Raw genomic sequence first — 25737 nt, 5'->3', positions numbered from 1 at the left:
AACATTTTAATATATTTACTCCTCCAATAAAACCTCCAATATCGTAATCGCGGCATCGCTAATTTTAGTTCCAGGACCAAAAACAGCTACAGCACCAGCATCGAAAAGGAATTGATAATCTTGTGCTGGAATTACACCACCCACAATTACCATAATATCCTCACGACCATATTTTTTTAGTTCGGCAATTACTTGAGGAACTAAGACTTTATGTCCGGCCGCTAAAGACGAAACGCCTAAAATATGAACATCATTTTCAACAGCTTGTTTGGCGGATTCATAAGGAGTTTGAAATAACGGACCAATGTCCACGTCAAAACCTACATCAGCATAACCTGTTGCTACCACTTTGGCACCACGATCGTGACCGTCTTGTCCCATTTTTGCAATCATAATTCTTGGACGACGTCCATCTTTCTTTGCAAAAGCATCGGCTAATTGTTTTGCTTTCGCGAAACTTTCGTCGTTTTTGATTTCTTTACTATACACGCCGCTAAAACTTCTAATTTGTGCTTTATATCTTCCGTAAACAGTTTCTAATGCATCACTTATTTCACCTAAAGTGGCTCTATATCGCGCTGCTTCTACTGCTAATTTTAATAAGTTACCATTTTTAGTTTTTGCACATTCAATAAGTTTGGCTAAACATTCGGTCACTTTTGCGTTGTCTCTTGTTGCTTTTATTTGGTCTAAACGTTCAATTTGTTGTTTCCGAACCATATTGTTATCTACATCTAGAATGTGCAATGGATCTTCTTTTTCCAAACGGTATTTATTAACCCCAACAATAATATCTTGACTACTGTCAATTCGAGCTTGCTTTCTTGCAGCAGCTTCTTCAATTCTTAATTTTGGAATTCCTGCTTCAATTGCTTTGGTCATTCCGCCTAGTTCTTCTACTTCTTGGATTAAAGCCCAAGCTTTTTCAGCAATTTCAGCAGTTAAACTTTCCACGTAATAACTTCCCGCCCAAGGGTCAACTGTTTTACAAATTTTAGTTTCTTCTTGTAAGAAAATTTGTGTGTTACGTGCAATTCTGGCTGAGAAATCGGTTGGTAAGGCAATTGCTTCGTCCAAAGCATTTGTGTGTAAAGATTGCGTTCCACCAAATGCCGCAGCGGCTGCTTCAATTGCAGTTCGTGCCACGTTATTAAAAGGATCTTGTTCTGTTAAACTCCAACCCGATGTTTGACAATGAGTTCTTAAGGCTAATGATTTCTCATCTTTTGGATGGAATTGTTTTAGTAATTTTGCCCAAAGCATACGAGCCGCACGCATTTTTGCAATTTCCATAAAATGGTTCATTCCAATTGCCCAGAAAAACGACAGGCGAGGAGCGAAGGTGTCAATATCCATTCCGGCAGCTAAACCTGTTCTAATGTATTCTAAGCCATCAGCTAAAGTATACGCTAATTCAATATCTGCAGTAGCTCCCGCTTCTTGCATGTGATAACCTGAAATAGAAATAGAGTTGAATTTTGGCATATTTTTACTTGAATATTCGAAAATATCAGCAATAATTTGCATCGATGGCGTTGGTGGATAAATATAGGTATTTCGCACCATGAATTCTTTCAAAATATCGTTTTGGATGGTTCCTGAAAGCAAGCTCGGAGCAACACCTTGTTCTTCCGCTGCAACTATATAGAAAGCCATAATGGGTAAAACTGCACCATTCATTGTCATAGAAACAGACATTTCATCCAAAGGAATTTGGTCGAATAGCACTTTCATATCTTCAACAGAATCAATAGCTACGCCAGCTTTTCCTACATCACCAAAAACTCTTTCGTGATCCGAATCGTAGCCTCTATGCGTTGCTAAATCGAATGCCACTGATAAACCTTTTTGCCCAGCAGCCAAATTTCTTCGATAAAAGGCATTACTTTCTTCAGCAGTTGAAAATCCGGCATATTGACGAATAGTCCAAGGTCTTCGTACATACATTGTGGTGTAAGGTCCGCGAAGATTTGGTGCAAAACCAGCTCCAAAACCAAGATGTTCTAAATCAGCAATATCTTCTTTTGAATACGTTGGTTTGACTGCTATGTTTTCTGCAGTTAGAAAGTTTTCTTGTTCAGAAACTTCTGCTTGCTGACTTTTAAGGTCTAATTTTAAATGTTGTATGTTTTTTCTCATGATTAATGTTCTTGAGATAAGCGTTCTTGTTCTAATTTTTCAGCCAGTCGTTTTTCAATAATCGGTTTGATTAATGTCTTTCTTTCATATTGCTTCACGAAAGGAAACAACTCTAAATCATCTTTCATTCGATCGTTTTTGTTGGGATATTTATTGGTTCCTAGCAAAACTTCTTTCCCTGAATCAAATAATTCTTGTTCCTTCTTAGCACTTTCGTTGATTTTTCGTTGAATTGTACCTTCAATTAATTGGGAAATCAAACCGCCATTTGTTTCAATATCTTTAAACAATTCCAATGCTTTTTCTGCTAATTGACTGGTTAAAGATTCAATATAATAAGCACCATCTGCAGTATTGTTTACTTTGTCAAAATAACTTTCGTGCTTTAAAACTAACAATTGATTGCGTGCAATTCTGTCGCCAAACTCATTGTCTTTGTGGTAAATAGCGTCATAAGCCAAGTTCGCTACAGCATCGGCTCCTCCTAATATTGCCGACATACATTCCGTAGTTGTCCGCAACATATTTACATTGTAATCGTATAACGTTTTGTTGCGTTTTGTAGGAGTTGCAATGATAATGCAATCCAAATTATGGTTGTATTCTTTAGCTAACGTGTTGAATAGAATTCGCAAAGCTCTCAATTTTGCAATTTCAAAGAAATAATTCGTTCCAACGGTTACTTCAATTGTAATGGGTTGGTTTATTGAGGAAATTCTGTTGAAATATTCATTAAGATGTGCTAAAGTGTAGGCTAATTGTTGTACCATATTAGCACCAGCATTTTGATAAATTCCGGTTGCAATTGTTATGTATGGGATTTTTGTTTTAGAGGCAATTATAGTTACTTTTTCGAAATCTTTTTCAATGTTCTCATACCAATTACCATCTTTAGATAATTGGCCAATCGGGTCAATTTGAAGAATGAACTTCGCATTATTTTTCGAGGCGAATTCGTCTACTTTCGAAATAAATTCAGTTGATAAGAAAGGCAAATTGAAGTAATAAGTTGTATTTTCTAAAGGCAGATTTCGCATTAAATCTTCAATCGAAGTTGCCTCACTTTCAATCGTAAAACGAATGCTTTCAGCACCTCTTTGCAATGTATCTAAAGCTCTCGCATTCGATTTTTGAACATCGTGTACAAAAATATTCTGAACAATTACAAATGGAGTAGATGATGAAAGGATAGCTGCATTGATTTCGGTTTCATCGTTATGATAAAACGGTTTTACTTTTATGCCTTCTGGGCTTTCCCATACTAATGTTTCGTTGTAATCAGCACCTTTTAAATCGTATTGAATTTGTTGCTTCCACTGTTTAGAAGTAACGGCTTCAAAATCGGAAAATAGATTATTGTTAGTCACGATTCTTATCTTTAATTGTTACTAATTGATTTTTTAGCCCCAGCTTCTTTTTCTGCTTTTTTATCATCCTCAAAATCGATGATGTAAATATCTTCATCGGCACGTTTCATATAATACTTCTCGCGCGCGTAACGTTCAACTTGGTCATCATTCTTTAGTTCTTTGATACTGGTGCTATCTTTTTTAATTTCGGTTTTATAATAATTGATATTATCTTCAATTTCATCGATTTCTCTATTTAAAACACGATGTTCTAAATAGGAATAATTATCTAAAAATAAAATCCAAACGGCAAAGAAAATCAATACCAAAACATAGCGATTCGCTAAAAATTTCAGGAACGGATATTTGGTGATTAAATTCTTTAACTTGTTCATTTTATGAAATTCTTTGGTTAATTACAGCACGAACTACATCAATGGCAACAGTGTTGTATTTATCATTTGGAATAATAATATCTGCAAATGCTTTTGTAGGCTCAATAAATTGTTCGTGCATTGGCTTTAAAGTCGTTTGATAGCGGTTTAAAACTTCTTGCATATCTCTTCCACGTTCGGCAATATCACGTTTTAATCTTCTAATTAAGCGTTCGTCAGAATCTGCGTGAACGTACACTTTAATGTCGAATAATTCTCTTAATTCTGGATTAGTTAGAATCAAAATACCTTCAACTATCATTACTTTTCTTGGGTGTGTGATGATTTTATCATCTGTTCTGTCGTGCGTTACGAAGGAATAAACCGGTTGCTCAATAGTATTCCCTTCTTTCAAATCCTTAAGATGCGCCACTAATAATTCGAAATCAATCGCTCTTGGATGATCAAAATTAATTTTCGTACGCTCCTCATACGATAAATGATGCGTTTCTTTATAGTACGAATCTTGTGAAATGATTCCCACTTCCGTAGAGGGTAACTCATTCATAATCTGATGTACAACAGTTGTTTTTCCACTTCCGGTTCCTCCGGCAATTCCAATAATTAGCATATAAAAGAGATAGATTGATTCTGTTAGCAAAAATAGAAATAATAATCCAAGGGTTTTTGTTTTCTACAGAAACTTTTTCAGAATAGCTGCTAAAAAAATATAGTCGTAATTCAACTTTTGATTAATGATGATGGATGTTTTTAATGCGTAAGAATTTCTAATACACGATTATATAAATTATTTCAAAAATATAGTTTGATTTATTTGTTACACTAAAATTTAATGTTATATTTGCACTCTGTTTTCGGGGTGTAGCGTAGCCCGGTCATCGCGCCTGGTTTGGGACCAGGAGGTCGCAGGTTCGAATCCTGCCACCCCGACAAAACCTTCTTGATTTATTTCAAGAGGGTTTTTTGTTTTTAAGATCTTATGAAAATAGTATTTCATCGTCAATCGTTAATTCTAATTTAAATTTGAGACTTAATTTTAATTAAAAACTTACATTTGTATTTTTAAAAGAATAAAGTTATGTCAGATACAATTGAAAAAGTAAAATGTTTGATTATAGGTTCCGGACCGGCAGGATATACCGCAGCTATATATGCTTCTAGGGCTAATATGTTTCCGGTTTTATATCAAGGAACGCAACCGGGTGGTCAATTAACAACAACAAATGAAGTAGAAAATTGGCCTGGAAATCCGGAAGGAATTACTGGACCGGAAATGATGATTGGCTTACAAGAACAAGCGCAGCGTTTCGGCGCAGATGTTCGTGATGGATGGGTAACAAAAGTAGATTTTTCTGGGGATACCCACAAAGTATGGATACAAGATGATAAAGAAATACACGCTGAAACGGTTATCATTTCAACAGGAGCTTCTGCAAAATATTTAGGTTTACCTTCGGAGCAAAAATATCTTAATTTAGGTGGTGGTGTTTCTGCTTGTGCAGTTTGTGATGGATTTTTCTACAGAAATCAAGAAGTTGTAATTGTTGGTGCAGGTGATAGCGCTTGTGAAGAAGCACATTATCTATCTAAACTATGCACAAAAGTTACTATGTTAGTAAGAAGTGAGCAATTTAGAGCATCGAAAATAATGGAAGCACGTGTTCGTAAAACAGCAAATATTGAGATTTTGATGAATCACGAGACTGTTGAGGTTTTAGGAGATGGGCAAGTAGTTACAGGTGTAAAAGTGTTAAATAAAACAACTAATGTTGAGAATGAAATTCCTGCAACTGGGTTTTTCGTTGCTATTGGGCATACACCAAATACACAGATTTTCAAGGATTTCTTAAACCTTGATGAAACGGGTTATATTATAAATACTCCTGGAAGTTCAAAGACTAATATTGAAGGCGTATTTGTGTCAGGAGATGCTGCTGATCACGTATATCGTCAAGCTATTACTGCAGCTGGTACAGGCTGTATGGCTGCTTTAGATGCAGAACGATATTTAGCTTCTAAAGAGTAATTTTTATAAATATAGAAAACAAAAAATCCGACTTAAGTCGGATTTTTTGTTTTCTATATTTTTTTTGACTTCTTATTTTTCTTTCTTACGAAGCAACGCGTTATTTATAAATTTATTGATGACAATCCTCGGCTCACCTAATAATTCAATTTCTGATTTTCCTGATGCTTCTATGATAATTTCTTTTGTTACCTGAACTTTACAGTTTACATATTGCTCTGCATTTAGATCTAAGTTTTTAATAGAATATTTAGGTCCGCTTATGCTTGCATTGTTGTCTAGTCTCATTTTAACATTTGCGCTCGTTCCTTCAATAGTTGCCTTACTTTTTTGGTACATATCAATTTTTGCCTCAGTTGCGTCTACTAGCGCTTTTAATTCAGAATTTTTACTTAATTCTAAGGAGATACTTTCTGCTTTTACATTTATTTCTGCTTCTGATTTATCGTCCAGAACTAAGTCAAAATATTTAGATTTTACGTTTAAAAAGGACTTTGAATAATCGTAATTTTTAATCGTAATTTTTTCTAATTCCAAATCAGCTAATGCTTTAATTTGTGCTTCATTTCGAGCGGTAATTAATTTCAATGAATCTGAATAATTTATACGAATGGCAAATTTTTTATAATTTGAGGGAGTTTTTAAAGCAGTTACACGCAAAGTGTTGCCGGCTACTTCAAAATTAATGATGTCATGTAAATTGTCATCAGCTTCTATCTCCAATGTGTGGTTTTCACTCTTTACTAAAAAAACTTCAAAATTATCGTTGATTTCTATATTCTCAAAACTGTTTATTTCTTTTACTGCTACGGTTACAATTTTAGAACCTTTTATTTTTTCTTTTTTTTGGGCAAAAGATAATTGGGTTACTAACAAAGTAACTAAAAGAAATTGGATGTTTTTAAACATTTTAATAGGTTTTTGTTTTTACAAATATAAGATAAAAACATCAGTGTAAATGCTGATGTTTTTATCTTATATACTATAATATGGCTTCTATCAAATTTATTATGAATGTGGCTACAAAATCGATAATTTGAATGACTAACTTTATCATAGGGATTGACTTTAGTTTATTACTACAATTGCTTTGTAAAAATAGCGGAATACGTTGGTTTTTAATGTTAATAGATTATTAATAGTTTGTTAAATTTATTAATAACTTTAATTATCGTATCTATTTACTCTATCTTTTTAAACAATTCTACCTAAAATACTTAAGTTAATTTTAATAGTAAATAAATAAAGTATTAGTCTTATATTTTAGTTTATTGGCTGGTCTATGATTTCTGTTGCTTCAAGTTTGTTTGTATCAATTTCACTACCACTTGAAAAGTCCGTGTACAACTGTTTCGCTTTTCCTGAAACAATAATAGTACTTCCACTAGATGCTACACAGTTAACTTTGTCAAATTCTAATGCTGCAATTATTTGACTTCCATTACTTGTTTGAATATCGATTTTATTTCCCGCCAATGTGTTCGTTGTATTTATTGTAGCGCCACCTGATGCCTTTAATCCGGCAAATGATTTGGCAGTTACGCGAATGTTTATTGTAGACATAAAACTTACTTTACCCTCAATTTTCAGCATTAAGATACCGTTTTCAACTTTTGTTATAACACGTTTCAGCAAATTATCGTCAGTTTCTACTTCCACTTGATTTGAAGTTCCCTGCGTTACTGTCACATTTAGACCGGCAGTTGCTATAACTTTATCAAAATTTTCGGTAATTGTTCTTTTCTCAGTGATAACAGATCCGCTTCCCTCTTCGTCTTCACTAATACGCGCATTAGGATTACATGAAGCTAATGTGATAGCAAATATCAATACTATTTTCGTAATGTTTCTCATAATTTTAATTTTATAGGTTAAGATTTTTATTTGGATTTATTATTTATTTGCGATTTCTTGTGATTATCAATTGTAGAAATCGCTAAAAGTCAACTGTCATTCGATTTTAATTTACGATTCTTGCAATTTTATTTTTTTCTCTCACTTGATTATTAACAAAGAAAGTAAAAAAAATGGAATTATTGATGCATTTTCTTAGGATTTCTTTTCACAAATATAAAAAAAAACATCAGATTTTATACTGATGTCTTAATTTTATATGTTAAATAATAGTTTCTGTTAGGTTGATGATAATTGCTGCTAAATATTCTACTATTTGAAGGACTAATTTTATCATAAGCTTCGAATTTATTTCGTTAATGGATAATATTAAATGCTAGTACTAAATAAATTAGTATTCAGATTGTTACAGATTAATCTTTGTCTACGCTTCCACCTGAAGATTCAATTTTTATTAGTTTTTTTGGTATCTTAACATATTCAATTGTACTACCGCTTGAGGCATGCGCATCAAGTTTCACTATTGGATTTACTCTGGTTCCGCTTCCGCTGGATGCCTTTGAGAAAGCTTCATTTGTGACAAGTTCATTTGCATCAATGTCACTTCCACTTGACGAATTGGTTTGTAATTGTAAAGCTTTTCCAGAAATTGTCACTGTACTTCCGCTTGATGTTTCGCAACTTACATTTTCATATTCTAGCATAGCGTTGATATCGCTACCACTGGTAGATTTCAACGAAATAGAAGTTCCTCTTAAAGTATTTCGCGTATCAATTGTTGCACCACTTGAAGCTTCTAAACCTGCTATTTTCGGCATTTGCACTTTCACATCGATGCTAGACATTGTATTAGTATTTTGCTTTAATTTAATAATTAATACACCATTTTCTACTTTAGTTACTACATATTTCATTACGTTATCGTCTGTTTCAACAACAATTTCTTGCAGATTTCCTTGCGTAACAATTACATTTATACCCGTACTCGCATCAATTTTATCAAAACCTTCTGTAATGCTTCTCTTTTCCGTAATAATATTTCCACTTCCAATATTAACATTTCCATTGCAAGAAACTAATCCAATTGTTAGAATTACTAAAACTATTTTAAGACTATTCTTCATGATTATTCTTGTTTGTTAGTTGGTTGATTTTTTGTGTTGATTTCAATTTTAATACTTTCTACTTCTTGTTGATTTTCTTTGATTGGCCTTTTTACTAAAACACCATTTTCATCATAAATAATAGTAGCATTCGGATCATTTTCGATTGTATTATTACCGTCTTCATCGGATGAATAATTGTAAGTTGAAGTTTTCTTTTCTACGCGATAAATATTATTTAAAGAGTTTCTAAAATCAAAATAATCAGTATCAGATTGATTAAAATTTTCGAAATTATCATCTGTTTTAAACATAGTTCCTTTTGGTAAGTACAAAAATATTTCTACCCCTTGACCTCGAAATTTATTTTCAATTGATGATAAAATATAATTGTCTAAAATTAAAGTGTTGCCTTCAATTTTATAACCATATTTTATTTTTTCAGCTCGTTTCTTAGCTTCGTTGATACTTTTGCCTTTAGCTATTTTTTCAATTTGAAGATAAGCGACATTCTCATCCGTTTCCATAATTTCTATAGAAACATTGTTGGAATATATGACATCTTTACTGTTTTCATCTTGCGTTAGTTTAAAACTACTATTGCGGACGCTGTTTTTAGAATAGAAATCATTATTTTTAAATTTGATAAATAATGTATCATTTGGTGTAATAACTAAGGCTGCTTTTTGAATTACTTTTCCGTCAAAAGCTATTTTTGTTACCTCATTAATTCCTAAAGTGATAAAACTTCCTACAGCTATAATCCAAAGTGCTAATAAGATATACTTTATCGGATTTCCAATTGATTTTAGGTTGGTAATCAATATCTTCAAAGACAAGATTAACAAGAAAAATAATGGAATTCCGAAAGCTAAAATAAACAAGATACCTTGTATCCAAAGTGGTGTTTCTAAACCGATTGGTGAATTAATGTGATTCAAAATGTAATTATCAGGCATTGCAGAAGAAAAAATCATTACAACTCCAGTTATAAAAATTCCTAGTAAAGAAAGTGAAGCAAAGATGAATAATAATCCTCCTAAAAATTTACCTGCTACTGTAAACAAAGTCGTTAGTATTGTTGACAAGGAGCTACCAACTTTTCCGGCACCGTCTGCTATTTTCTGATGGTCTAAATTACTTATTTTATCTGCAATTCCATCTATTCCATCTTTCACTTTTTTTTCAATACTCGATATATTGATAGGTTCGCCTTTCATTTCTAACTTTTGAGAGGTTGTTAATGCTTCCGGAATTAAAATCCACAATATTAAATAAATAAGTAATGACGTTCCAAACGTAATCCATGGAGAAATGATGAAAAGAATTCTTATCCATAACGGATCGATATTTAGATAGTGACCAAATCCTGAAGCAACTCCTCCTAAAATAGAATTATCGTGATCTCTATAAAGACGTTTAGATTTTTTATTAGAATCGTTTGAAGAAGTAAAGCTGGAGAAATTAGTGTTTTCATCATCAATTTTATAGTCCTCAGGTTGCCCCATAATTGCTATAACCTGGTCGATTTCTACTAAACCAACAACTTGTTTTTCGTTTTGCAAACGTTCTTGAAACAATTCTGCAATTCGAGTTTCAATATCGCTCATAATTTCATCTCTTCCGTCTGGTGCAAGAGAGCGTTTCACCGCATCAAAATAACGCGATAATTTTTGATAGGCATCTTCATCAATATGGAAGAAAAAACCTCCTAAATTTATACTTATTGTTTTGTTCATGACTGTTAGTTTTGATGAGTTATTATGTTTACAGCGTCTGCTAATTCTTTCCAAGTGCCGTCTAATTCTTGCAAGAAATTCTTTCCTTCGGCGGTTAAACCGTAATATTTTCTAGGCGGTCCTGAAGTAGATTCTTCCCACCGATAGCTTAATAAGCCATCGTTTTTTAATCGGGTTAATAAAGGATAAACTGTACCTTCTACTACAAGTAATTTTGCGTTTTTAAGCGATTCAAGTATTTCAGAAGTATAAGCATCTTTTTCTTTAAGTACCGACAAGATGCAGAATTCTAAAACGCCTTTACGCATTTGCGCTTTAGTGTTTTCGATGTTCATAATTCATTTTGATTTTGTTGATTAAACTGGTCATTTTTTGATTTTTTGGCTTGGGCCATTTGATTGATTTGATGATTGAAACTATATAACCTATTATTTTCTTATACAAAGATAATGCTAAAAGAAGGTAGTATGTAAGGCATAGTACTAATATTTAACATAAATTTAACAAATAAAAAAATACTAGGAATGCATAGTATTTTTTGTATTTTTACAAAAAAATCAATGAATTATGGAGTTTACACCTGCTAAATTAAATCTTTTTACCTTTTTTAAATTGCCTTCTGCTTTTTGGAGTGGTGTGCGTGTAAAATCGGTTTCTCCCGAAGTCTGTGAGGTAACTGTAAAACACCGATGGTTTAATCAAAATCCTTTTAACTCAATGTATTTCGCTGTGCAGGCAATGGCTGCCGAATTTACCACAGGAGTTTTGGTAATGTTCCAAATCAAACAATCAGGAAAGAATATATCCATGTTAGTAGCGCAAAATAAAAGTGTCTTTACCAAAAAAGCCACGGGAAGAATTACATTTTGTTGCACTCAAGGTGATTTGATTAAAGACACTATTCAAAAAGCAATTGATACAAAAGAAGGACAAACAGTTTGGTTAACTTCCGTTGGAAAAAACGAAAAAGGAGAGCAAGTTTCGGAAATGCAATTTGAATGGACTATTAAACTAAGAGCTTAATGATTTATTAATTTTGAATGGATTCATCAAGTTTTGAAGCCTAATTTTCCTTCCTAAACATAAGTTAATTAGCTTTTATTCCCTTTTATTTGGTTGTAACTTTGATGAAAACAGAAAAAGATGACCATTTTAATTACAGGAGCAACGGGTTTAGTTGGACAGGAATTAGTGCAATTACTGTTAAAAAACGGACACATTGTTCACTACTTATCTACTTCAAAAAACAAACTTGTCACAGAAGAAGCTTACAAAGGCTTTTACTGGAATCCCAAAACAGCTGAAATAGACTTAAATTCTTTAACTAATGTTGAAGTTGTAGTGCATTTAGCAGGAGCAACTGTTTCTAAAAAGTGGACAAAAGCTTACAAACAAGAAATTATTGAAAGCAGAGTACTTTCTACTCGTTTATTATATCATACATTACAAAAAAATGGCAATCAAGTAAAACAAATTGTTTCTGCTTCTGCAATTGGAATTTATCCAGATAGTTTAACTAATATTTATCACGAAACCGATTTAGAAGTTGATCCTTCCTTTTTAGGAGATGTTGTTAAGCAATGGGAAAATGAAGTGAGTCAGTTTGAAAAACTAAATATTTTAGTGGCTAAAATTAGAATTGGATTAGTTTTGGCAAAAAATGGCGGTGCTTTGCAAGAAATGATAAAACCAATTAAATTTGGAGTTGGTGCGGCTTTTGGTTCAGGACAACAATATCAATCTTGGATTCATTTGCACGATTTGGCAGCGATATTTTCGCATGTAATTGAAAACAATCGTTCTGGAGTTTATAACGGTGTTTCGCCTTATCCTGTGACAAATGAAGTGTTGACGCAAGCCATTGCAAAGACATTAGAAAAGCCTTTATTCTTGCCTAATATTCCAAAATTCGTAATGAAAATACTTCTTGGTGAAATGCATATCTTGTTGTTTTCAAGTCAGCACGTCAGTTGTAGAAAATTATTAGATGAGAATTTTCAATTTAAATTTGCTTCTTTAGACAAAGCTTTACACGATTTATTAAAATAAAAAATGTCCCAATAAATTAATATTGGGACATTTTTATTTAGCTTATTTCGAATTATTTTTTCGTTGCGTTTAATTTTACAACTAATTCAATTTCGTCATTTACAAATTTGTCTTTTAAATCATCAAAAATAGATTTAGACGCGTAGTTTACATTCCATTCTGTTCTGTTAATCATAAAAGCATCAGAAACTAACATCATATTATCACCTTCATAAGTAACCGTTGCAGGGAAACTTACTGGTTTAGTAATGTCTTTAATAGTTAAATTACCGTTTACAGTAGCTTTTCCTTCTACAGAAGTTACACTTGTAATTTCAAATTTTCCTTCTGGGAATTTAGTTGCGTTGAAGAAATGATCTTCTCCAGCTTTATCGCCAGTTCCTTTTAAATGTGCTTCTAAATCTTCTTTTCCATCTCCAGCTACTAAATCAGTAACTACAATTGAATTCATATCGATAACAAACATTCCGCTTTCGATTGCATCATTTGTAACAGCTAGTTCACCAGATTTTAAATTAATTGTTCCGTTATGTTTTCCAGAAGGTTTAGAACCTGTCCATTCAATTACAGAACTTTCAGTGTTTACTACATAAGTTGTGCTTTCAGCAGAAGCAGTTGCAACTTCACCAGCTTCGCCAGTTTCATTTTTTTCACCTTTACAAGCTACATTCATTGAAACAGTAGCCAATACAAACAAACTTAAGATAATTCTTTTCATAGTGTTGGATTTTTTATTAACTGCAAACATAAAAAATCAAAAGTTAAAACTGTCTTAACAACTTGCTAAAATTTAACTGTTTTGTCAAAAAAAGAAAAGTGGCTGACAATTTGACATTTTTATACATTTGGCAACACATTTGCAATTGCATTTACTAAAGTAAAAATGTTTAAAAAAATATTCAAAAATATGAGTCAAGATAGTACTGAAAACATCGAGAAGGAAAACATTAACGAAGAGAATGTTTCAGAAAATCAAGAAATTCTTACACCTGAATTGTCGGTAGAAGAGCAACTACAATTAGATTTAACTAACGAAAAGGATAAATTCTTACGTCTTTTTGCCGAGTTTGAAAACTTTAAAAGAAGAACCGCTAAAGAGCGTATTGATTTGTTTAAAACAGCTAATCAGGATGTTTTACAAGCAATGTTGCCCGTTTTGGATGATTTTGACAGAGCTTGGAATCAAATTTCAAAGTCAGAAGATGAAGCATTAACTACGGGAGTTCAATTAATTCATGACAAACTTAGAGCAACTTTAGTAGCTAAAGGTTTAGAGGAAGTTGAAGTAAAAGCGGGAGATATTTTCAATGCAGATTTTGCAGAAGCAATTACTCAAATTCCTGCTCCAAGTGCTGATTTAAAAGGGAAAATTGTCGATGTTATTGAAAAAGGCTATAAGTTAGGAGACAAAATTATTCGTTTTCCAAAAGTAATTCTTGGCCAATAATTTTTTGAGTTATAGATGTTTTTTTAGCATCTAACTTTTAATCAAAATTAAAAATGAAAAAAGATTTTTACGAAATATTAGGCATTTCAAAAGGTGCTACACCAGAGGAAATTAAAAAAGCTTATCGCAAGAAAGCTATTGAATTTCACCCAGACAAAAATCCCGGGAATAAAGAAGCAGAAGAAAACTTCAAAACAGCAGCAGAAGCTTACGAGATTTTAAGCGATCCAAACAAAAAAGCAAAATATGATCAATATGGTCACCAAGCTTTTGATGGCGGCGGCGGTTATGGCGGTGGTCAACATATGAATATGGACGACATTTTCAGTCAATTTGGTGATATTTTTGGTGGAGGTGGTTTTGGTGGCTTTGGCGGAAGAAGTGGTGGCGGTTCACGAAGAGTGAAAGGAAGCAATTTACGCATCAAAGTAAAATTAACTTTAGAAGAAATTGCCAATGGCGTTGAAAAGAAAGTTAAAGTAAAACGAAAAGTACAAGCAAAAGGCGTAACCTACAGAACTTGTCCAACTTGTAATGGCTCTGGTCAAATTATGAAAATTGCTAATACCATTTTAGGTAGAATGCAAACTGCAGCAACTTGTCATAACTGTGGCGGTTCGGGTCAGATGTTAGACCAAAAACCTGCGGGAGCAGATGCCCAAGGAATGGTCTTGGAAGAAGATACCGTTTCAATCAAAATTCCGGCAGGAGTGGTAGATGGAATGCAGTTAAAAGTTTCTAATAAAGGAAATGAAGCGCCAGGAAGTAATAGTATTCCCGGTGACCTAATCGTGGCTATAGAAGAAATTGAACACGAATTTTTAAAACGTGAAGGCGAAAATCTTCATTATGATTTATATATTAGTCTGTCAGAAGCAGTATTAGGTGCTTCAAAAGATATTGAAACAGTTTCAGGAAAAGTTAGAATAAAACTAGATGAAGGCATTCAATCTGGAAAAATTTTACGTTTAAAAGGAAAAGGTATTCCAAGTATTAATTCTTATGGAACTGGCGATTTGTTAGTCCATGTAAATGTTTGGACACCAAAAACTTTAAATAAAGACCAAAAACAATTCTTTGAGAAAAATTTGACGGACGAGAATTTTATTCCAAATCCCGAAAAGACAGATAAATCTTTTTTTGAAAAAGTTAAAGATATGTTTTCTTAATCGAATTATATTTAATACATTTGAAAATCACTTTCTTAGGAGAGTGAGTTTTTCTTTTTCATAGCAATTTTTCCCATCCTTTAGCAATAACGGGTGGGTTTTTTTTGTAACAAATCAAGCTTTTTTGGACTAATCTATAATTTAAAATTCAAACGTATCTATGAGCAATATTCTCGAAGTACAAAATGTAGTGAAACAATACGGCGATTATACCGCTCTGAATAATGTTTCGTTGCAAGTTCCTAAAGGAAGTATTTATGGCCTTCTTGGGCCAAATGGTGCCGGAAAAACATCATTAATCCGTATTATTAACCAAATCACAATGCCAGATAGCGGTACAATTTTGTTAGATGGCGTAAAATTAAATCCAGATCACGTTAAATATATTGGTTATATGCCAGAAGAACGCGGCTTGTATAAAAATATGAAAGTAGGCGAGCAATGTCTTTATTTGGCTCAATTAAAAGGAATGTCAAGCGCAGATGCTAAAAAACAGTTGAAATATTGGTTTGAAAAATTTGAGATTCAAGGCTGGTGGGACAAGAAAATTCAAGAACTTTCGAAAGGAATGGCGCAGAAAATTCAATTTATTGTTACCATTTTGCACCAACCAAAGTTGTTAATTTTAGACGAACCTTTTTCAGGCTTTGATCCGGTAAATGCCAATCTAATTAAAGATGAAATAATAGAACTGAATAAAAAAGGCACTTCAATTATTTTTTCTACACATCGAATGGAAAGTGTTGAAGAAATGTGCGATTATATTGCATTAATTCATAAATCAAATAAAATAATCGAAGGTAAATTAGAAGATGTGAAACGTCAATACCGTTCGAATACCTTTCAAATTGGTATTTTAACGAAAGATGTAGAAGGTTTAATGTTCCAACTAACTCAGAAATTCTTGATTACGCAAACGAATTTCAAATCCTTGAACGACGATTTGAAATTAGAGGTGCAACTAGGTGACCATGCTTCAAATGAATTATTGGCTATTTTAACTAATTTTGGCCAAGTAACTCATTTTGTAGAGAAAATTCCAAGTGTAAACGATATTTTTATTCAATCTGTAAGCAATTAGTCATGAGCATATTATCATTAATTATAAAAAGAGAATTTATTGCCAAAGTACGCAATAAATCATTCATTGTGATGACTTTTTTAAGTCCGCTTTTATTTGTGGCAATGGCTGTTTTAGTTGGCTATTTAGCCTCAATGAGCAAAGATTCTGTCACTAAAATCGCTATTCACGATGAATCGGGTTTATTGGTTAACGAATTTAAAAGCGATAAAAAAACCCAATATACGAATTTGACAGCTATGCCTTTTTCAATTGCAAAAGATTCGGCAAGTGTAAATTATGAGGGTTTAATTTATATTCCCAAAATAAGTACTATTCAAGATTTGAAAGACAAAGTCGAATATATTTCAGAAGACAGTCCAAGTTTAGAATTTATAAGTGGTGTAGAAAAAGTTATCGATTCAAAAATTACACAAGACAATTTACAAGTTTTAGGTTTTGATGCCTCTAAAATTGATCAAGCAAAAGGCGATTCTTCTTTGAAATTATCAAAATTTTCTGGAGAAGAAAGTTTAAAAGGTTTAAATGAAATAAAAGTGGTAATTGGTGGTCTTTCAGGTTATTTAATTATGATGTTCATTATCATTTATGGAAACTTCGTGATGCGAAGCGTAATTGAAGAAAAAACTTCTCGAATCATAGAAATCATTATCTCATCAGTGAAACCATATCAATTGATGATGGGAAAAATCATTGGTAATTCATTAGCGGGAATATTACAATTTTTAATTTGGGCGCTCGTGGGAACTTTATTGTTCTTTATTGCATCAACTTTTTTAGGAACTCAAATGGGGGCTTCCGCTGCGGTTTCTCCCGAAATGATGGATGCGGCTACCGGAAGTGTTTCTAAAATGGCAAAAATTCAAATGTATTTAAATGAAATTTGGAACCTTCCGTTAGCAACAATGTCTATTGCTTTTATAATTTATTTTATTGGAGGTTACTTTTTATACAGTTCAATGTATGCAGCAATTGGTGCAGCAGTTGATTCTGAAACTGATTCACAACAATTTTTATTACCTATTATAATGCCTTTGATGTTAGGGGTTTACATCGGATTTTTCACCGTAATTAACGACCCACACGGTACAATTGCGACTGTCTTTTCAATGATACCTTTCACGTCACCAATTGTGATGCTAATGCGTATCCCTTTTGGCGTTCCGTTATGGCAATTAGTGCTTTCTGTAGTTTTATTGTTTGGAACGTTTATCTTTGTTGTCTGGTTTGCAGCAAAAATTTACCGAATAGGAATTTTAATGTATGGTAAAAAACCATCTTGGAAAGAATTATATAAATGGTTGAAGTACTAAAAAATAGATGGTAGAACAATTATTATCACTTTTAAAATACAAAATAATCGATACAAAAAATATCGATTTCACAGTGCTTAATGTGCTTTTGTTGGTAGTTGCTTTTGTTTTTACCTCAGTTTTTCTGCGATTCATACGTAAAATTGTAACTCGTAATCTTCCTGTTGCGGATAAAAATAAGTTTATTAGTGTTTTTCAATTCGTTAAATATATTGTTTACGTTTTAGTTTTTATGTTTACAGTGCAGTCTTCTGGTATAAATATGAATGTTTTTTTTACCGCGTCAGCTGCAATTTTTGTGGGAATTGGATTTGCTTTGCAAACTTTTTTCCAAGATATTATTTCAGGAATATTTATAATTCTTGATCAATCTTTGCACGTCGGTGATATAATTGAAGTGGACGGAAAAGTCGGTCAAGTACGAGAAATTAAACTTAGAACAACTAGAGTAGTTACAAGAAATGACAGAGTTATGATAATTCCAAATCATAAATTTATGACAGAAACACTTTTTAATTGGACTCAAAATACTACTACTAATAGAGAAAATGTTTCTGTTGGCGTCGCTTATGGAAGCAATATTAATTTAGTGAAAGATTTATTGATTGTGGCCGTAAAAGAAGTGGAGGGTGTGGAGGAAAATAAAGACATTACAGTGCTTTTTGAAGATTTTGCGGATTCGTCATTAAATTTTTCAGTTTATTTCTATGTTAATAATGGAATGAAAAGTCCAAGTATTAAAAGTGATGTTCGTTTTAAAATTGACGAATATTTTAGATTAAATAATATTGAAATTCCATTTCCACAAAGAGATGTTCACCTTATAAATAAGTAAAATATATGCCAAAAATATTAGTTATAGAAGACGAAGCATCCATCCGAAGAGTTTTAATTAAAATTCTTTCGGAAGAAAACGATTCTTATATACTGGAGGAAGCAGAAGACGGATTAAAAGGTCTAGAAAAAATCAAAAACGAGGACTATGATTTAGTTTTATGCGATATCAAAATGCCAAAGATGGATGGTGAAGAGGTTTTAGTAGCCGTAAAAAAAATAAAACCAGAAATTCCAATGGTAATGATCTCGGGTCATGGTGACTTGGAAACTGCCGTAAACACAATGCGCCTGGGTGCTTTTGATTATATTTCAAAACCACCTGATTTGAACCGTTTGTTAAATACGGTGCGAAACGCTTTGGATAGAAAACAATTAGTGGTTGAGAACAAAATCTTGAAAAAGAAGGTATCGAAAAACTACGAAATGATAGGGAATAGTGAGGCAATCAATCACATTAAGACGATGATTGATAAGGTGGCGCCAACCGATGCTAGAGTTTTAATTACAGGTCCAAACGGAACAGGAAAAGAATTAGTTGCGCATCAGTTGCATAAAAAAAGTGAGCGTTCAGGCGCGGCGATTATTGAAGTGAACTGTGCTGCGATTCCTTCGGAGTTAATAGAAAGTGAATTGTTTGGTCATGTAAAAGGTGCATTTACTTCTGCCGTAAAAGACCGTGCGGGAAAATTTGAAGCAGCAGACGGTGGAACCATTTTCTTGGATGAAATTGGCGATATGAGCTTGTCAGCTCAGGCTAAAGTGCTGCGCGCTTTACAAGAAAATCTTATTCAAAGAGTAGGAGCAGACAAAGACATTAAAGTGAATGTTCGTGTAATTGCAGCTACCAATAAAGATTTGAAAAAGGAGATCGAAGAAGGACGATTTAGAGAAGATTTATACCACAGATTAGCGGTTATTTTAATTAAAGTACCTGCATTAAATGACCGTAGAGAAGATATTCCAGCATTGATTGAACATTTTACAACAAAAATAGCTTCGGAGCAAGGAAATGCAGTTAAAATATTTTCAAAAACAGCTATCAAATTGTTGCAAGAATACGATTGGACCGGAAATATCCGTGAATTAAGAAATGTGGTGGAACGCTTAATTATTTTAGGTAATACTGAAATTTCTGAGCAAGATGTGAAATTGTTCGCAAGTAAATAAATTAAAAAAGTAATTCGAAATTACTAGAAGAAAAAATGCAATTAAAAAAAATAAACCCGAACCTTCAAAAAGCTTTAATTGAAAATGATTTCGTTGAAGCAAATGAAATGCAAGAAGAAACGTTTTCAGCCATTAAAAGTGGTGTTGATGCCGTAATTCAGAGTCCAAAAAAGAGCGGAAAAACGACGACTATCATTATGAACGTGATTCAGAAAATGGACAAACCATCAGGAGAAAGCACTCGTGCGTTGATTTTGGTGCAAGACAAAGAGAAAGTGTTGGAAGCAGTAGAACAGTTTAAACGTTTTAATCATTACAATAATTTACGCGTAATTGGTGTGCACGAAAAAGGTGATATTGATTATGATAAAAACCTGATTTCTGTGGGAATGGACGTGTTGATTGGAACGCCAATTCGTATCAACGAAATGTTTACTTCGGCAGGTTTTAATATGAATACTATTAAAATGTTTGTGGTGGATGATGTAGAAGAAATGTTGCGGAAACGTGAAGATACGCTTATTGACAGACTTTCTTCAAGTGTGGATAAAACCCAACGATTATTTTTTTGTAAGCAAATTACTGAAAAAGTGGAAATTCTAGCAGATCGTATAATGATTGAACCGCTTTTCTTTGAAATGGAAGATTAATGAATTACAAAAAACCAACTCTAGAGTTGGTTTTTTGTATTATATAAAATTGTGAGTTTTTATGTTTTCAAGACTAACAGCTTTTAAAAAAAAGGTGTACTTGGCGACTCTGTTAACAAATTCCGTCTGGAGTACAACTTGGACCATTTGATGCCATTTTTAATTTACTTTCGGGATTTAGTTCGCGCCATTCTTTAAAAGCTCCTTCTAAATTTTCTAAAAATACTGCGGGCGGTTGTGCTCCTGAAATACCATATTTTCTATCCAATACGAAAAATGGAACCCCTTGAACCCCAATATGACGGCCTTCAGCAATATCTTGTGTGACCCTATAAGCATAAGAATCATCTGAAAAAGCTGTTTGAAGTTCGGTTTCATCCAACCCAATTTCTTTTCCTAATTGTGTTAAAGTTGCTAAATCGGCAATGTTTTTTCCTTCTCTAGACTTCCTACAAACACAACTCAAAATAGCAATAAATAGACTATTGGTGCACCTATCAACTATTTTAACTTGCTTATTTAGAAATTTTTCAATTCGAGCTTTCGATAAAATGCAACCATAATATACAGTAGATTATTGTACATTTTTTCAAAAAATTCAACCTTTTTATTCTTGTCCGCATCTGATAAAGTGTTTATTTTTGGAATGTGACAAAACTGAAGACATTTCGTTGGGCTAGACTATTCAAGCCTTGCTCCCGAAACTTCTCGAAGTAAAGTAAACCTTGAAAATGAACAAAAAAGAATGCTTGTTAAGTGATCTTTATTCTTAAAACGCTTTATATGTCTACAAAAATTATGTGTTTTAAACGTATTTTTTTACATCAATTAAAGAAATCAGCTGTAAAATAAGGAATTTATTAGGAAAATAATAACATCAACCCATTTCTATTTGAATTGTGCAACTCTAAATTACGGTAACTTTTAAGAAAACATTAATTTGGCTTCTTTTTTATCGAACAACGATGATTTTAAATCTTAGCACATAAAAAAATACAATTTGTGATTTTCAATAAAGTTTGGAGTTCAAAATTTCTCAATAAAAAAAAAACACTTGTAAAAGAAAATTTACAAGTGCTTGATTAAGTATTTTTTTAAAAAATTCATCTTATTTAGAAATTATTTTTTGATTTTTCATTACTAATTCAAGTAAATCTTTTCTTGTAATTGTATCTTCTCCTTTTCTTCGTGAGAGAAATAAATGTCTTTGAAACTCGCATTGGTGTTCTCATTAATTCTTCTAAAGAATGTATCCGGGTTAAGTTCCGAAGGATTTTCGTATCCACAAGCGCCAATAAATTCTGACAAAGCTTTTAAAGTATTTTTATGGAAGTTAGCCACACGAACTCTTTTATCAGTAACATCTAATCCTTTGTATAACGATTTGTCTTGAGTCGCAATTCCTACAGGACATTTTCCGCTATCGCACTGTAAAGCTTGAATACATCCTAGAGCAAACATCATTCCTCTTGCACTATAACAAGCATCAGCACCAAGTGCCATTGTTTTTGCCATATCAAAAGCAGAAATAATTTTTCCAGAAGCAAGAATTTTAATGTCTTTTCTTAACCCATAATCTTTTAAAACTTGGTTCACTAAAACAACAGCATCTTGCAAAGCCATTCCCATATAATCAATAAATTCTAATGGAGCAGCTCCAGTTCCACCCTCAGCACCATCAACAGTAATGAAGTCAGGAATAATATTAGTAGCTAGCATCGCCTCAACGATATCCACAAATTCTTGTTTTTTTCCAATACAGATTTTAAATCCGATCGGCTTCCCGTTTGATAAAGTTCTTAATTTTTTTAAGAAATATAATAATTCAGTAGCATTTGAGAAAGCAGAGTGACCTGAAGGCGAATGAACAGTTGTATGTGGTTGTATCGCTCTAATTTTAGCAATTTCGGGTGTGTTTTTCTCAGCTGGAAGTAATCCTCCGTGACCTGGTTTAGCCCCTTGAGAAAGTTTAATCTCTACCATCTTAACCTCTTTATAATTTGCTCTCTCTGTAAACAAAGCATCATTGAAGAAACCTTTATCATCTCTACAACCGAAATATCCAGTTCCAATTTGCCAAATTAAATCACCGCCTTTTAAATGGTAGTCACTTATTCCACCTTCGCCCGTGTTGTGTGCGAAGTTTCCTAATTTTGCACCTTCGTTTAAAGAAGAAATAGCGGTTTTACTCAGAGCACCATAACTCATTGCACTAATATTAAAAACACTAGCGCTATAGGATTGTGTACATTGCGAGTTTCCAATTAATGTTCTAAATTGACTAAAGTCATTCACTTTTGGATAAACAGAATGTGCCGCCCATTCATAACCAATACGGTTAGGCTCATCTTGCATACCAAAAGAAATAGTTTGTTTTTCGTTTTTCGCTCTTTGGTAAACAATAGAACGTTGTCTTCTGTTGAAAGGTTTTCCATCTAATTCACCTTCAAAAAAGTATTGACGGAATTCAGGTCGTACCGATTCAAAAAAGTAACGTAAGCGACCAATAAGAGGATAATTTTTTCTAACAGAATGTTTGGTTTGGAACGTGTCGATAGCAACTAGTGCTGCCAATAAAATAGGACCAGTTAAGAATATAAAATGTAATTTTGTAAATAAAATAAGAAATAAGGTTCCTGCAAAAAAAGATGTTGCGATTAACCATATTATTTGTCTTGCGTGAAGCTTTCCAAAAGGATTTTTTTGTGACATTATTCTAAGGATTTTTTAAAAGTATTCTTGAATTAAAATTCTGTAAATGTGGCAATATTAAGTAAAATATATCCTCCGTCTTAAGAAGTAATTATACAGACGGAGGGCTCAGTGCCGAAGGCCTTAATGTGGCAAAATTTTGATACTTTAAAAGTCAAAATACAAACGGAAAAAATACTATGTAAACTCTTTGATCCCAAACGATTTTGTTTTTGAAAGTGCAAAGGTATAGAAACTTATTAGTTATATAAAAGAATTTACTTCCATTTAACATTGCATCCAAGACTTGGTTTTTGCTCAGGGTTAATTCCTCTACCAGAAACGACACCGTCAATAGCACTTCTTAAATCAGAACCACTTATGGAAACCCCATTACCTGGGCGACTGTCGTCCATTTGACCGCGATAAACTAACTTGTTTAGTTCATCAAAAAGATAGAAATCTGGTGTGCAAGCAGCTTGATAGGCTTTGGCAACTTCTTGAGAAACGTCAAACAAATAAGGGAATTCGAAGCCGTTATTGTAAGCAAATTCTGTCATTTGTTCTGGGGCATCTTGCGGATACTTTATAATATCGTTACTTGAGATGGCTACAAAGCCAATTCCTTGTACTCTGTAATCATTTACAATGCGAATCATTTCTTCAATTACGTGCAAAACAAACGGACAATGATTGCAGATAAAAAATACTACGGTTCCCTTTTCTCCTTTGCAATCTTCAAAACTTAACCAATCGTTGGAATTGGTATCTTTTAAATAGAAATCAGGTGCAATTGTACCTAAATGAATCATAGTGGAAGATGTGTTTGCCATTTTAATTTATAATTTAGAAATCAGTAGTGTAAAATTTGTTCTTATCTTTGATTTTGAACTTGTTCTCGCTAATTATACGTACCAAATCTTTTATTGTTACAAAACTTCGGAATACTTTTTTCTTGGATTACTATTTTATACTTTTGCAAAACAACACACAACTATGTATAAAATTTTAATTCGTCCGATACTTTTTTGTTTTGATCCAGAAAAAGTACATTATTTCACCTTTTCATTAATTCGTTTTTTGAATAAAATCCCCGGATTTTCGGCTTTATATCAAGCTCTTTATGAAGTAAAAGATGTTAGATTAGAAAGAGAAGTTTTCGGAATTAAATTTAAAAATCCAGTAGGATTAGCAGCAGGATTTGACAAAGACGCTAAATTATATCAAGAATTATCAAATTTCGGATTTGGATTTATTGAAATTGGAACTTTAACGCCAGTCGGACAAGAAGGAAATCCTAAAAAACGTTTGTTCCGATTAAAAGAAGATAATGCCATTATTAACCGAATGGGTTTCAACAACGGCGGTGTGAAAGAAGCGGTGGAACGTTTAAAAAAGAATAAAGGAGTTTTAATTGGTGGAAACATCGGGAAAAATAAAAGTACTCCTAATGACCAAGCGGTTAAAGATTACGAAATTTGTTTTGATGCTTTGTTTCCTTATGTAGATTATTTTGTTGTGAATGTGAGTTCGCCAAACACACCAAATCTTCGTGAACTACAGGATAAAAAACCTTTGACTGAATTGTTGCAGACGCTTCAAGATAAAAATAACGCAAGACCTGTCATTTCGAGCGGAGTCGAGAAGCAAAAACCAATTCTACTAAAAATTGCTCCCGATTTAACGGATGAACAACTTTTAGATATTATCGATATTATTAAGGAGACGAAAATTGCGGGTGTAATTGCTACCAATACCACTATTTCTCGGGAAGGTTTGCAATCCGGTAATAAAACAGAAATGGGTGGATTATCAGGAAAACCATTAACTAATCGTTCTACCGAAGTAATTCGTTTTCTTTCTGAAAAAAGCAATAAAGCCTTTCCAATCATTGGAGTAGGAGGAATTCACACAGCAGAAGATGCGATTGAAAAATTAAATGCTGGAGCAAGTCTTGTTCAATTATACACGGGTTTTATCTATGAAGGTCCGGCTTTAGTTAAAGCCATTAATAAAAAGATTTTACAAAATACTTAAATAGTGAACTAATAACCCAACTAAAAGAGCAATTCCAAAACTTAGTAAGGTTCCTATTAATACATATTCTGTAAGCTTTCTATCTTTTGCTGCTTTTAAATCGCCAAATCGAAATATTGATTTTGCAGCTAATAAAAAGCCTATCGCTTCAAAATGATTGGTTAGAATGAAACAAAATATAAACAAACGTTCTAAAATTCCAATGTAATTTCCTGCGTTTTCAAGCGAATTATCCTTTGCTTTTTTCTCAGGTGTCCAAATGGATATGATATTTCGTATAATTATCGATGTCGGTTTTGTTAAAAGAACAATCCCTGTTATTAGTATCCAAAAATTATTTCCAAAAAAAGCTGTATCAATTGTGGTATTTGTATAGCTAAAAGCAACCGCTATAATTGTGATTAAATGTAAAAATTGATCAGTTAAGAACCAGAAACGTTTGGTTTTATTCTTTTGTACTTTCAGTTTTGTATAATCAATCATTCCGTGTAGAACAGCTAAAACGATTGCGTACCAAAAGAATTTTTGTTCAAATACGATAATTAAAGCTAGTATTCCGTGCAAAAGAATATGCAAATACAAATAAATACTTTTACCTTTTTTCTGTTCTTTATCTATAACCCATTTTGTTGGTTGCAATAGGAAATCACCAATTAAATGAGCTAAAAGAAGTTTAATGAGTATCATCATA

General features: G+C 32.8%; 25 protein-coding genes and 1 tRNA gene. 12 read left to right on the top strand and 14 right to left on the bottom strand.

Annotation, left to right across the window (positions count from 1 at the left end; genetic code table 11):
* Window positions 1–15: 15 nt before the first annotated feature.
* The 4 genes from scpA to udk are packed head-to-tail and all read right to left on the bottom strand — an operon-like array spanning window position 16 to window position 4493.
* Window positions 16–2139: a methylmalonyl-CoA mutase gene (scpA, locus tag T1L09_RS09235; RefSeq protein ID WP_422718508.1), complete on the bottom strand. Its 2124-nt coding sequence runs from the start codon at window positions 2137–2139 to the stop codon at window positions 16–18.
* A 2-nt stretch (window positions 2140–2141) separates the two neighbouring features.
* Entirely contained in the window at window positions 2142–3506 is a 1365-nt protein-coding gene (locus T1L09_RS09230; protein ID WP_322550671.1) for a methylmalonyl-CoA mutase subunit beta, read from the bottom strand.
* A gap of 11 nt (window positions 3507–3517) precedes the next feature.
* Window positions 3518–3883: an FtsB family cell division protein gene (locus T1L09_RS09225; protein ID WP_322550670.1), complete on the bottom strand. Its 366-nt coding sequence runs from the start codon at window positions 3881–3883 to the stop codon at window positions 3518–3520.
* Window position 3884: 1 nt separating this feature from the next.
* Complete coding sequence (udk, locus tag T1L09_RS09220) at window positions 3885–4493, bottom strand: uridine kinase (RefSeq protein ID WP_322550669.1); 609 nt, start codon at window positions 4491–4493, stop codon at window positions 3885–3887.
* Between the two features lie 245 nt (window positions 4494–4738).
* Between udk and T1L09_RS09215 the strand changes: the two genes are divergently transcribed.
* Both T1L09_RS09215 and trxB read left to right on the top strand, forming a co-directional pair.
* Window positions 4739–4813, top strand: a tRNA-Pro gene (locus tag T1L09_RS09215).
* Window positions 4814–4961: 148 nt separating this feature from the next.
* Complete coding sequence (gene trxB, locus T1L09_RS09210) at window positions 4962–5909, top strand: thioredoxin-disulfide reductase (protein WP_322550668.1); 948 nt, start codon at window positions 4962–4964, stop codon at window positions 5907–5909.
* Window positions 5910–5981: 72 nt separating this feature from the next.
* On the opposite strand, the gene T1L09_RS09205 is transcribed toward trxB, so the two are convergent.
* The 5 genes from T1L09_RS09205 to T1L09_RS09185 form a co-directional block, all read right to left on the bottom strand.
* A complete protein-coding gene (locus tag T1L09_RS09205; RefSeq protein ID WP_322550667.1) occupies window positions 5982–6818 on the bottom strand; it encodes a GIN domain-containing protein in 837 nt (278 codons plus the stop codon).
* Between the two features lie 354 nt (window positions 6819–7172).
* On the bottom strand, window positions 7173–7763 hold the full coding sequence (locus T1L09_RS09200) for a head GIN domain-containing protein (protein WP_322550666.1): 591 nt from the start codon (window positions 7761–7763) through the stop codon (window positions 7173–7175).
* 413 nt (window positions 7764–8176) lie between these two features.
* Window positions 8177–8887, bottom strand: coding sequence for a head GIN domain-containing protein (locus T1L09_RS09195; protein WP_322550665.1), 711 nt, complete (start codon window positions 8885–8887; stop codon window positions 8177–8179).
* Between the two features lie 2 nt (window positions 8888–8889).
* The gene (locus T1L09_RS09190; protein ID WP_322550664.1) at window positions 8890–10605 is read right to left on the bottom strand and encodes a PspC domain-containing protein; all 1716 of its coding nucleotides are present in this window, start codon (window positions 10603–10605) and stop codon (window positions 8890–8892) included.
* Between the two features lie 5 nt (window positions 10606–10610).
* Window positions 10611–10940: a PadR family transcriptional regulator gene (locus tag T1L09_RS09185; RefSeq protein ID WP_322550663.1), complete on the bottom strand. Its 330-nt coding sequence runs from the start codon at window positions 10938–10940 to the stop codon at window positions 10611–10613.
* Between the two features lie 232 nt (window positions 10941–11172).
* Between T1L09_RS09185 and T1L09_RS09180 the strand changes: the two genes are divergently transcribed.
* Both T1L09_RS09180 and T1L09_RS09175 read left to right on the top strand, forming a co-directional pair.
* Entirely contained in the window at window positions 11173–11628 is a 456-nt protein-coding gene (locus T1L09_RS09180) for a DUF4442 domain-containing protein (RefSeq protein ID WP_322550662.1), read from the top strand.
* A 120-nt stretch (window positions 11629–11748) separates the two neighbouring features.
* The gene (locus tag T1L09_RS09175; protein WP_322550661.1) at window positions 11749–12654 is read left to right on the top strand and encodes a TIGR01777 family oxidoreductase; all 906 of its coding nucleotides are present in this window, start codon (window positions 11749–11751) and stop codon (window positions 12652–12654) included.
* Window positions 12655–12706: 52 nt separating this feature from the next.
* On the opposite strand, the gene T1L09_RS09170 is transcribed toward T1L09_RS09175, so the two are convergent.
* Window positions 12707–13372: a YceI family protein gene (locus T1L09_RS09170; protein ID WP_322550660.1), complete on the bottom strand. Its 666-nt coding sequence runs from the start codon at window positions 13370–13372 to the stop codon at window positions 12707–12709.
* Window positions 13373–13537: 165 nt separating this feature from the next.
* Here T1L09_RS09170 and T1L09_RS09165 point away from each other — a divergent pair, with 165 nt between their 5' ends.
* From T1L09_RS09165 to T1L09_RS09135, 7 genes are all read left to right on the top strand, one after another.
* Entirely contained in the window at window positions 13538–14101 is a 564-nt protein-coding gene (locus T1L09_RS09165; RefSeq protein ID WP_322550659.1) for a nucleotide exchange factor GrpE, read from the top strand.
* A 53-nt stretch (window positions 14102–14154) separates the two neighbouring features.
* The gene (gene dnaJ / locus T1L09_RS09160; protein ID WP_322550658.1) at window positions 14155–15270 is read left to right on the top strand and encodes a molecular chaperone DnaJ; all 1116 of its coding nucleotides are present in this window, start codon (window positions 14155–14157) and stop codon (window positions 15268–15270) included.
* A 160-nt stretch (window positions 15271–15430) separates the two neighbouring features.
* Window positions 15431–16351 carry an ABC transporter ATP-binding protein gene (locus T1L09_RS09155; RefSeq protein WP_322550657.1) on the top strand — a complete coding sequence of 307 codons (921 nt, stop codon included), beginning with the start codon at window positions 15431–15433 and terminating at the stop codon, window positions 16349–16351.
* Window positions 16352–16353: 2 nt separating this feature from the next.
* Window positions 16354–17664 (top strand): ABC transporter permease, encoded by a 1311-nt coding sequence (locus tag T1L09_RS09150; protein ID WP_322550656.1) that lies wholly within the window; start codon window positions 16354–16356, stop codon window positions 17662–17664.
* A 7-nt stretch (window positions 17665–17671) separates the two neighbouring features.
* Window positions 17672–18499, top strand: coding sequence for a mechanosensitive ion channel family protein (locus T1L09_RS09145; RefSeq protein WP_322550655.1), 828 nt, complete (start codon window positions 17672–17674; stop codon window positions 18497–18499).
* Window positions 18500–18504: 5 nt separating this feature from the next.
* Window positions 18505–19668 carry a sigma-54-dependent transcriptional regulator gene (locus tag T1L09_RS09140; protein ID WP_322550654.1) on the top strand — a complete coding sequence of 388 codons (1164 nt, stop codon included), beginning with the start codon at window positions 18505–18507 and terminating at the stop codon, window positions 19666–19668.
* A 35-nt stretch (window positions 19669–19703) separates the two neighbouring features.
* Window positions 19704–20318, top strand: a complete 615-nt coding sequence (locus T1L09_RS09135; RefSeq protein WP_322550653.1) for a DEAD/DEAH box helicase — start codon at window positions 19704–19706, stop codon at window positions 20316–20318.
* A gap of 112 nt (window positions 20319–20430) precedes the next feature.
* Here T1L09_RS09135 and T1L09_RS09130 read toward each other — a convergent pair whose 3' ends face one another.
* The 3 genes from T1L09_RS09130 to T1L09_RS09120 form a co-directional block, all read right to left on the bottom strand.
* Window positions 20431–20784, bottom strand: a complete 354-nt coding sequence (locus T1L09_RS09130) for a DsbA family oxidoreductase (protein ID WP_322550652.1) — start codon at window positions 20782–20784, stop codon at window positions 20431–20433.
* A 674-nt stretch (window positions 20785–21458) separates the two neighbouring features.
* Window positions 21459–23030 carry an FMN-binding glutamate synthase family protein gene (locus T1L09_RS09125; protein ID WP_322550651.1) on the bottom strand — a complete coding sequence of 524 codons (1572 nt, stop codon included), beginning with the start codon at window positions 23028–23030 and terminating at the stop codon, window positions 21459–21461.
* A gap of 257 nt (window positions 23031–23287) precedes the next feature.
* Window positions 23288–23842 carry a thioredoxin family protein gene (locus tag T1L09_RS09120; RefSeq protein WP_322550650.1) on the bottom strand — a complete coding sequence of 185 codons (555 nt, stop codon included), beginning with the start codon at window positions 23840–23842 and terminating at the stop codon, window positions 23288–23290.
* A gap of 163 nt (window positions 23843–24005) precedes the next feature.
* Between T1L09_RS09120 and T1L09_RS09115 the strand changes: the two genes are divergently transcribed.
* Window positions 24006–25046 (top strand): quinone-dependent dihydroorotate dehydrogenase, encoded by a 1041-nt coding sequence (locus tag T1L09_RS09115; protein ID WP_322550649.1) that lies wholly within the window; start codon window positions 24006–24008, stop codon window positions 25044–25046.
* Here the strand turns inward: T1L09_RS09115 and T1L09_RS09110 are convergent.
* Window positions 25032–25736, bottom strand: a complete 705-nt coding sequence (locus T1L09_RS09110) for a DUF3307 domain-containing protein (protein WP_322550648.1) — start codon at window positions 25734–25736, stop codon at window positions 25032–25034. The two genes, T1L09_RS09115 and T1L09_RS09110, sit on opposite strands and share 15 nt — an antisense overlap.
* Window position 25737 lies beyond the last annotated feature (1 nt).

Origin of the sequence: Flavobacterium psychraquaticum (assembly GCF_034497725.1) — a bacterium.
In the GTDB taxonomy this organism is placed as follows: domain Bacteria; phylum Bacteroidota; class Bacteroidia; order Flavobacteriales; family Flavobacteriaceae; genus Flavobacterium; species Flavobacterium psychraquaticum.
The sequence above is the reverse complement of the archived record's forward strand: the minus strand, read 5'-3'. Positions and strand labels throughout refer to the sequence as shown.

Bases quoted from the DNA above. Each gene is read 5' to 3' on its own strand.
- T1L09_RS09115 (WP_322550649.1), top strand. From the start codon at position 24,006: ATGTATAAAATTTTAATTCGTCCGATACTTTTTTGTTTTGATCCAGAA.
- T1L09_RS09200 (WP_322550666.1), bottom strand. From the start codon at position 7,763: ATGAGAAACATTACGAAAATAGTATTGATATTTGCTATCACATTAGCT.
- T1L09_RS09205 (WP_322550667.1), bottom strand. From the start codon at position 6,818: ATGTTTAAAAACATCCAATTTCTTTTAGTTACTTTGTTAGTAACCCAA.
- T1L09_RS09140 (WP_322550654.1), top strand. From the start codon at position 18,505: ATGCCAAAAATATTAGTTATAGAAGACGAAGCATCCATCCGAAGAGTT.
- dnaJ (WP_322550658.1), top strand. From the start codon at position 14,155: ATGAAAAAAGATTTTTACGAAATATTAGGCATTTCAAAAGGTGCTACA.
- trxB (WP_322550668.1), top strand. From the start codon at position 4,962: ATGTCAGATACAATTGAAAAAGTAAAATGTTTGATTATAGGTTCCGGA.
- T1L09_RS09120 (WP_322550650.1), bottom strand. From the start codon at position 23,842: ATGGCAAACACATCTTCCACTATGATTCATTTAGGTACAATTGCACCT.
- T1L09_RS09190 (WP_322550664.1), bottom strand. From the start codon at position 10,605: ATGAACAAAACAATAAGTATAAATTTAGGAGGTTTTTTCTTCCATATT.
- T1L09_RS09170 (WP_322550660.1), bottom strand. From the start codon at position 13,372: ATGAAAAGAATTATCTTAAGTTTGTTTGTATTGGCTACTGTTTCAATG.
- T1L09_RS09165 (WP_322550659.1), top strand. From the start codon at position 13,538: ATGTTTAAAAAAATATTCAAAAATATGAGTCAAGATAGTACTGAAAAC.
- T1L09_RS09180 (WP_322550662.1), top strand. From the start codon at position 11,173: ATGGAGTTTACACCTGCTAAATTAAATCTTTTTACCTTTTTTAAATTG.
- T1L09_RS09175 (WP_322550661.1), top strand. From the start codon at position 11,749: ATGACCATTTTAATTACAGGAGCAACGGGTTTAGTTGGACAGGAATTA.
- T1L09_RS09110 (WP_322550648.1), bottom strand. From the start codon at position 25,736: ATGATGATACTCATTAAACTTCTTTTAGCTCATTTAATTGGTGATTTC.
- T1L09_RS09150 (WP_322550656.1), top strand. From the start codon at position 16,354: ATGAGCATATTATCATTAATTATAAAAAGAGAATTTATTGCCAAAGTA.
- T1L09_RS09145 (WP_322550655.1), top strand. From the start codon at position 17,672: ATGGTAGAACAATTATTATCACTTTTAAAATACAAAATAATCGATACA.
- T1L09_RS09155 (WP_322550657.1), top strand. From the start codon at position 15,431: ATGAGCAATATTCTCGAAGTACAAAATGTAGTGAAACAATACGGCGAT.
- T1L09_RS09225 (WP_322550670.1), bottom strand. From the start codon at position 3,883: ATGAACAAGTTAAAGAATTTAATCACCAAATATCCGTTCCTGAAATTT.
- T1L09_RS09135 (WP_322550653.1), top strand. From the start codon at position 19,704: ATGCAATTAAAAAAAATAAACCCGAACCTTCAAAAAGCTTTAATTGAA.
- T1L09_RS09185 (WP_322550663.1), bottom strand. From the start codon at position 10,940: ATGAACATCGAAAACACTAAAGCGCAAATGCGTAAAGGCGTTTTAGAA.
- scpA (WP_422718508.1), bottom strand. From the start codon at position 2,139: ATGAGAAAAAACATACAACATTTAAAATTAGACCTTAAAAGTCAGCAA.
- T1L09_RS09195 (WP_322550665.1), bottom strand. From the start codon at position 8,887: ATGAAGAATAGTCTTAAAATAGTTTTAGTAATTCTAACAATTGGATTA.
- T1L09_RS09125 (WP_322550651.1), bottom strand. From the start codon at position 23,030: ATGTCACAAAAAAATCCTTTTGGAAAGCTTCACGCAAGACAAATAATA.
- udk (WP_322550669.1), bottom strand. From the start codon at position 4,493: ATGCTAATTATTGGAATTGCCGGAGGAACCGGAAGTGGAAAAACAACT.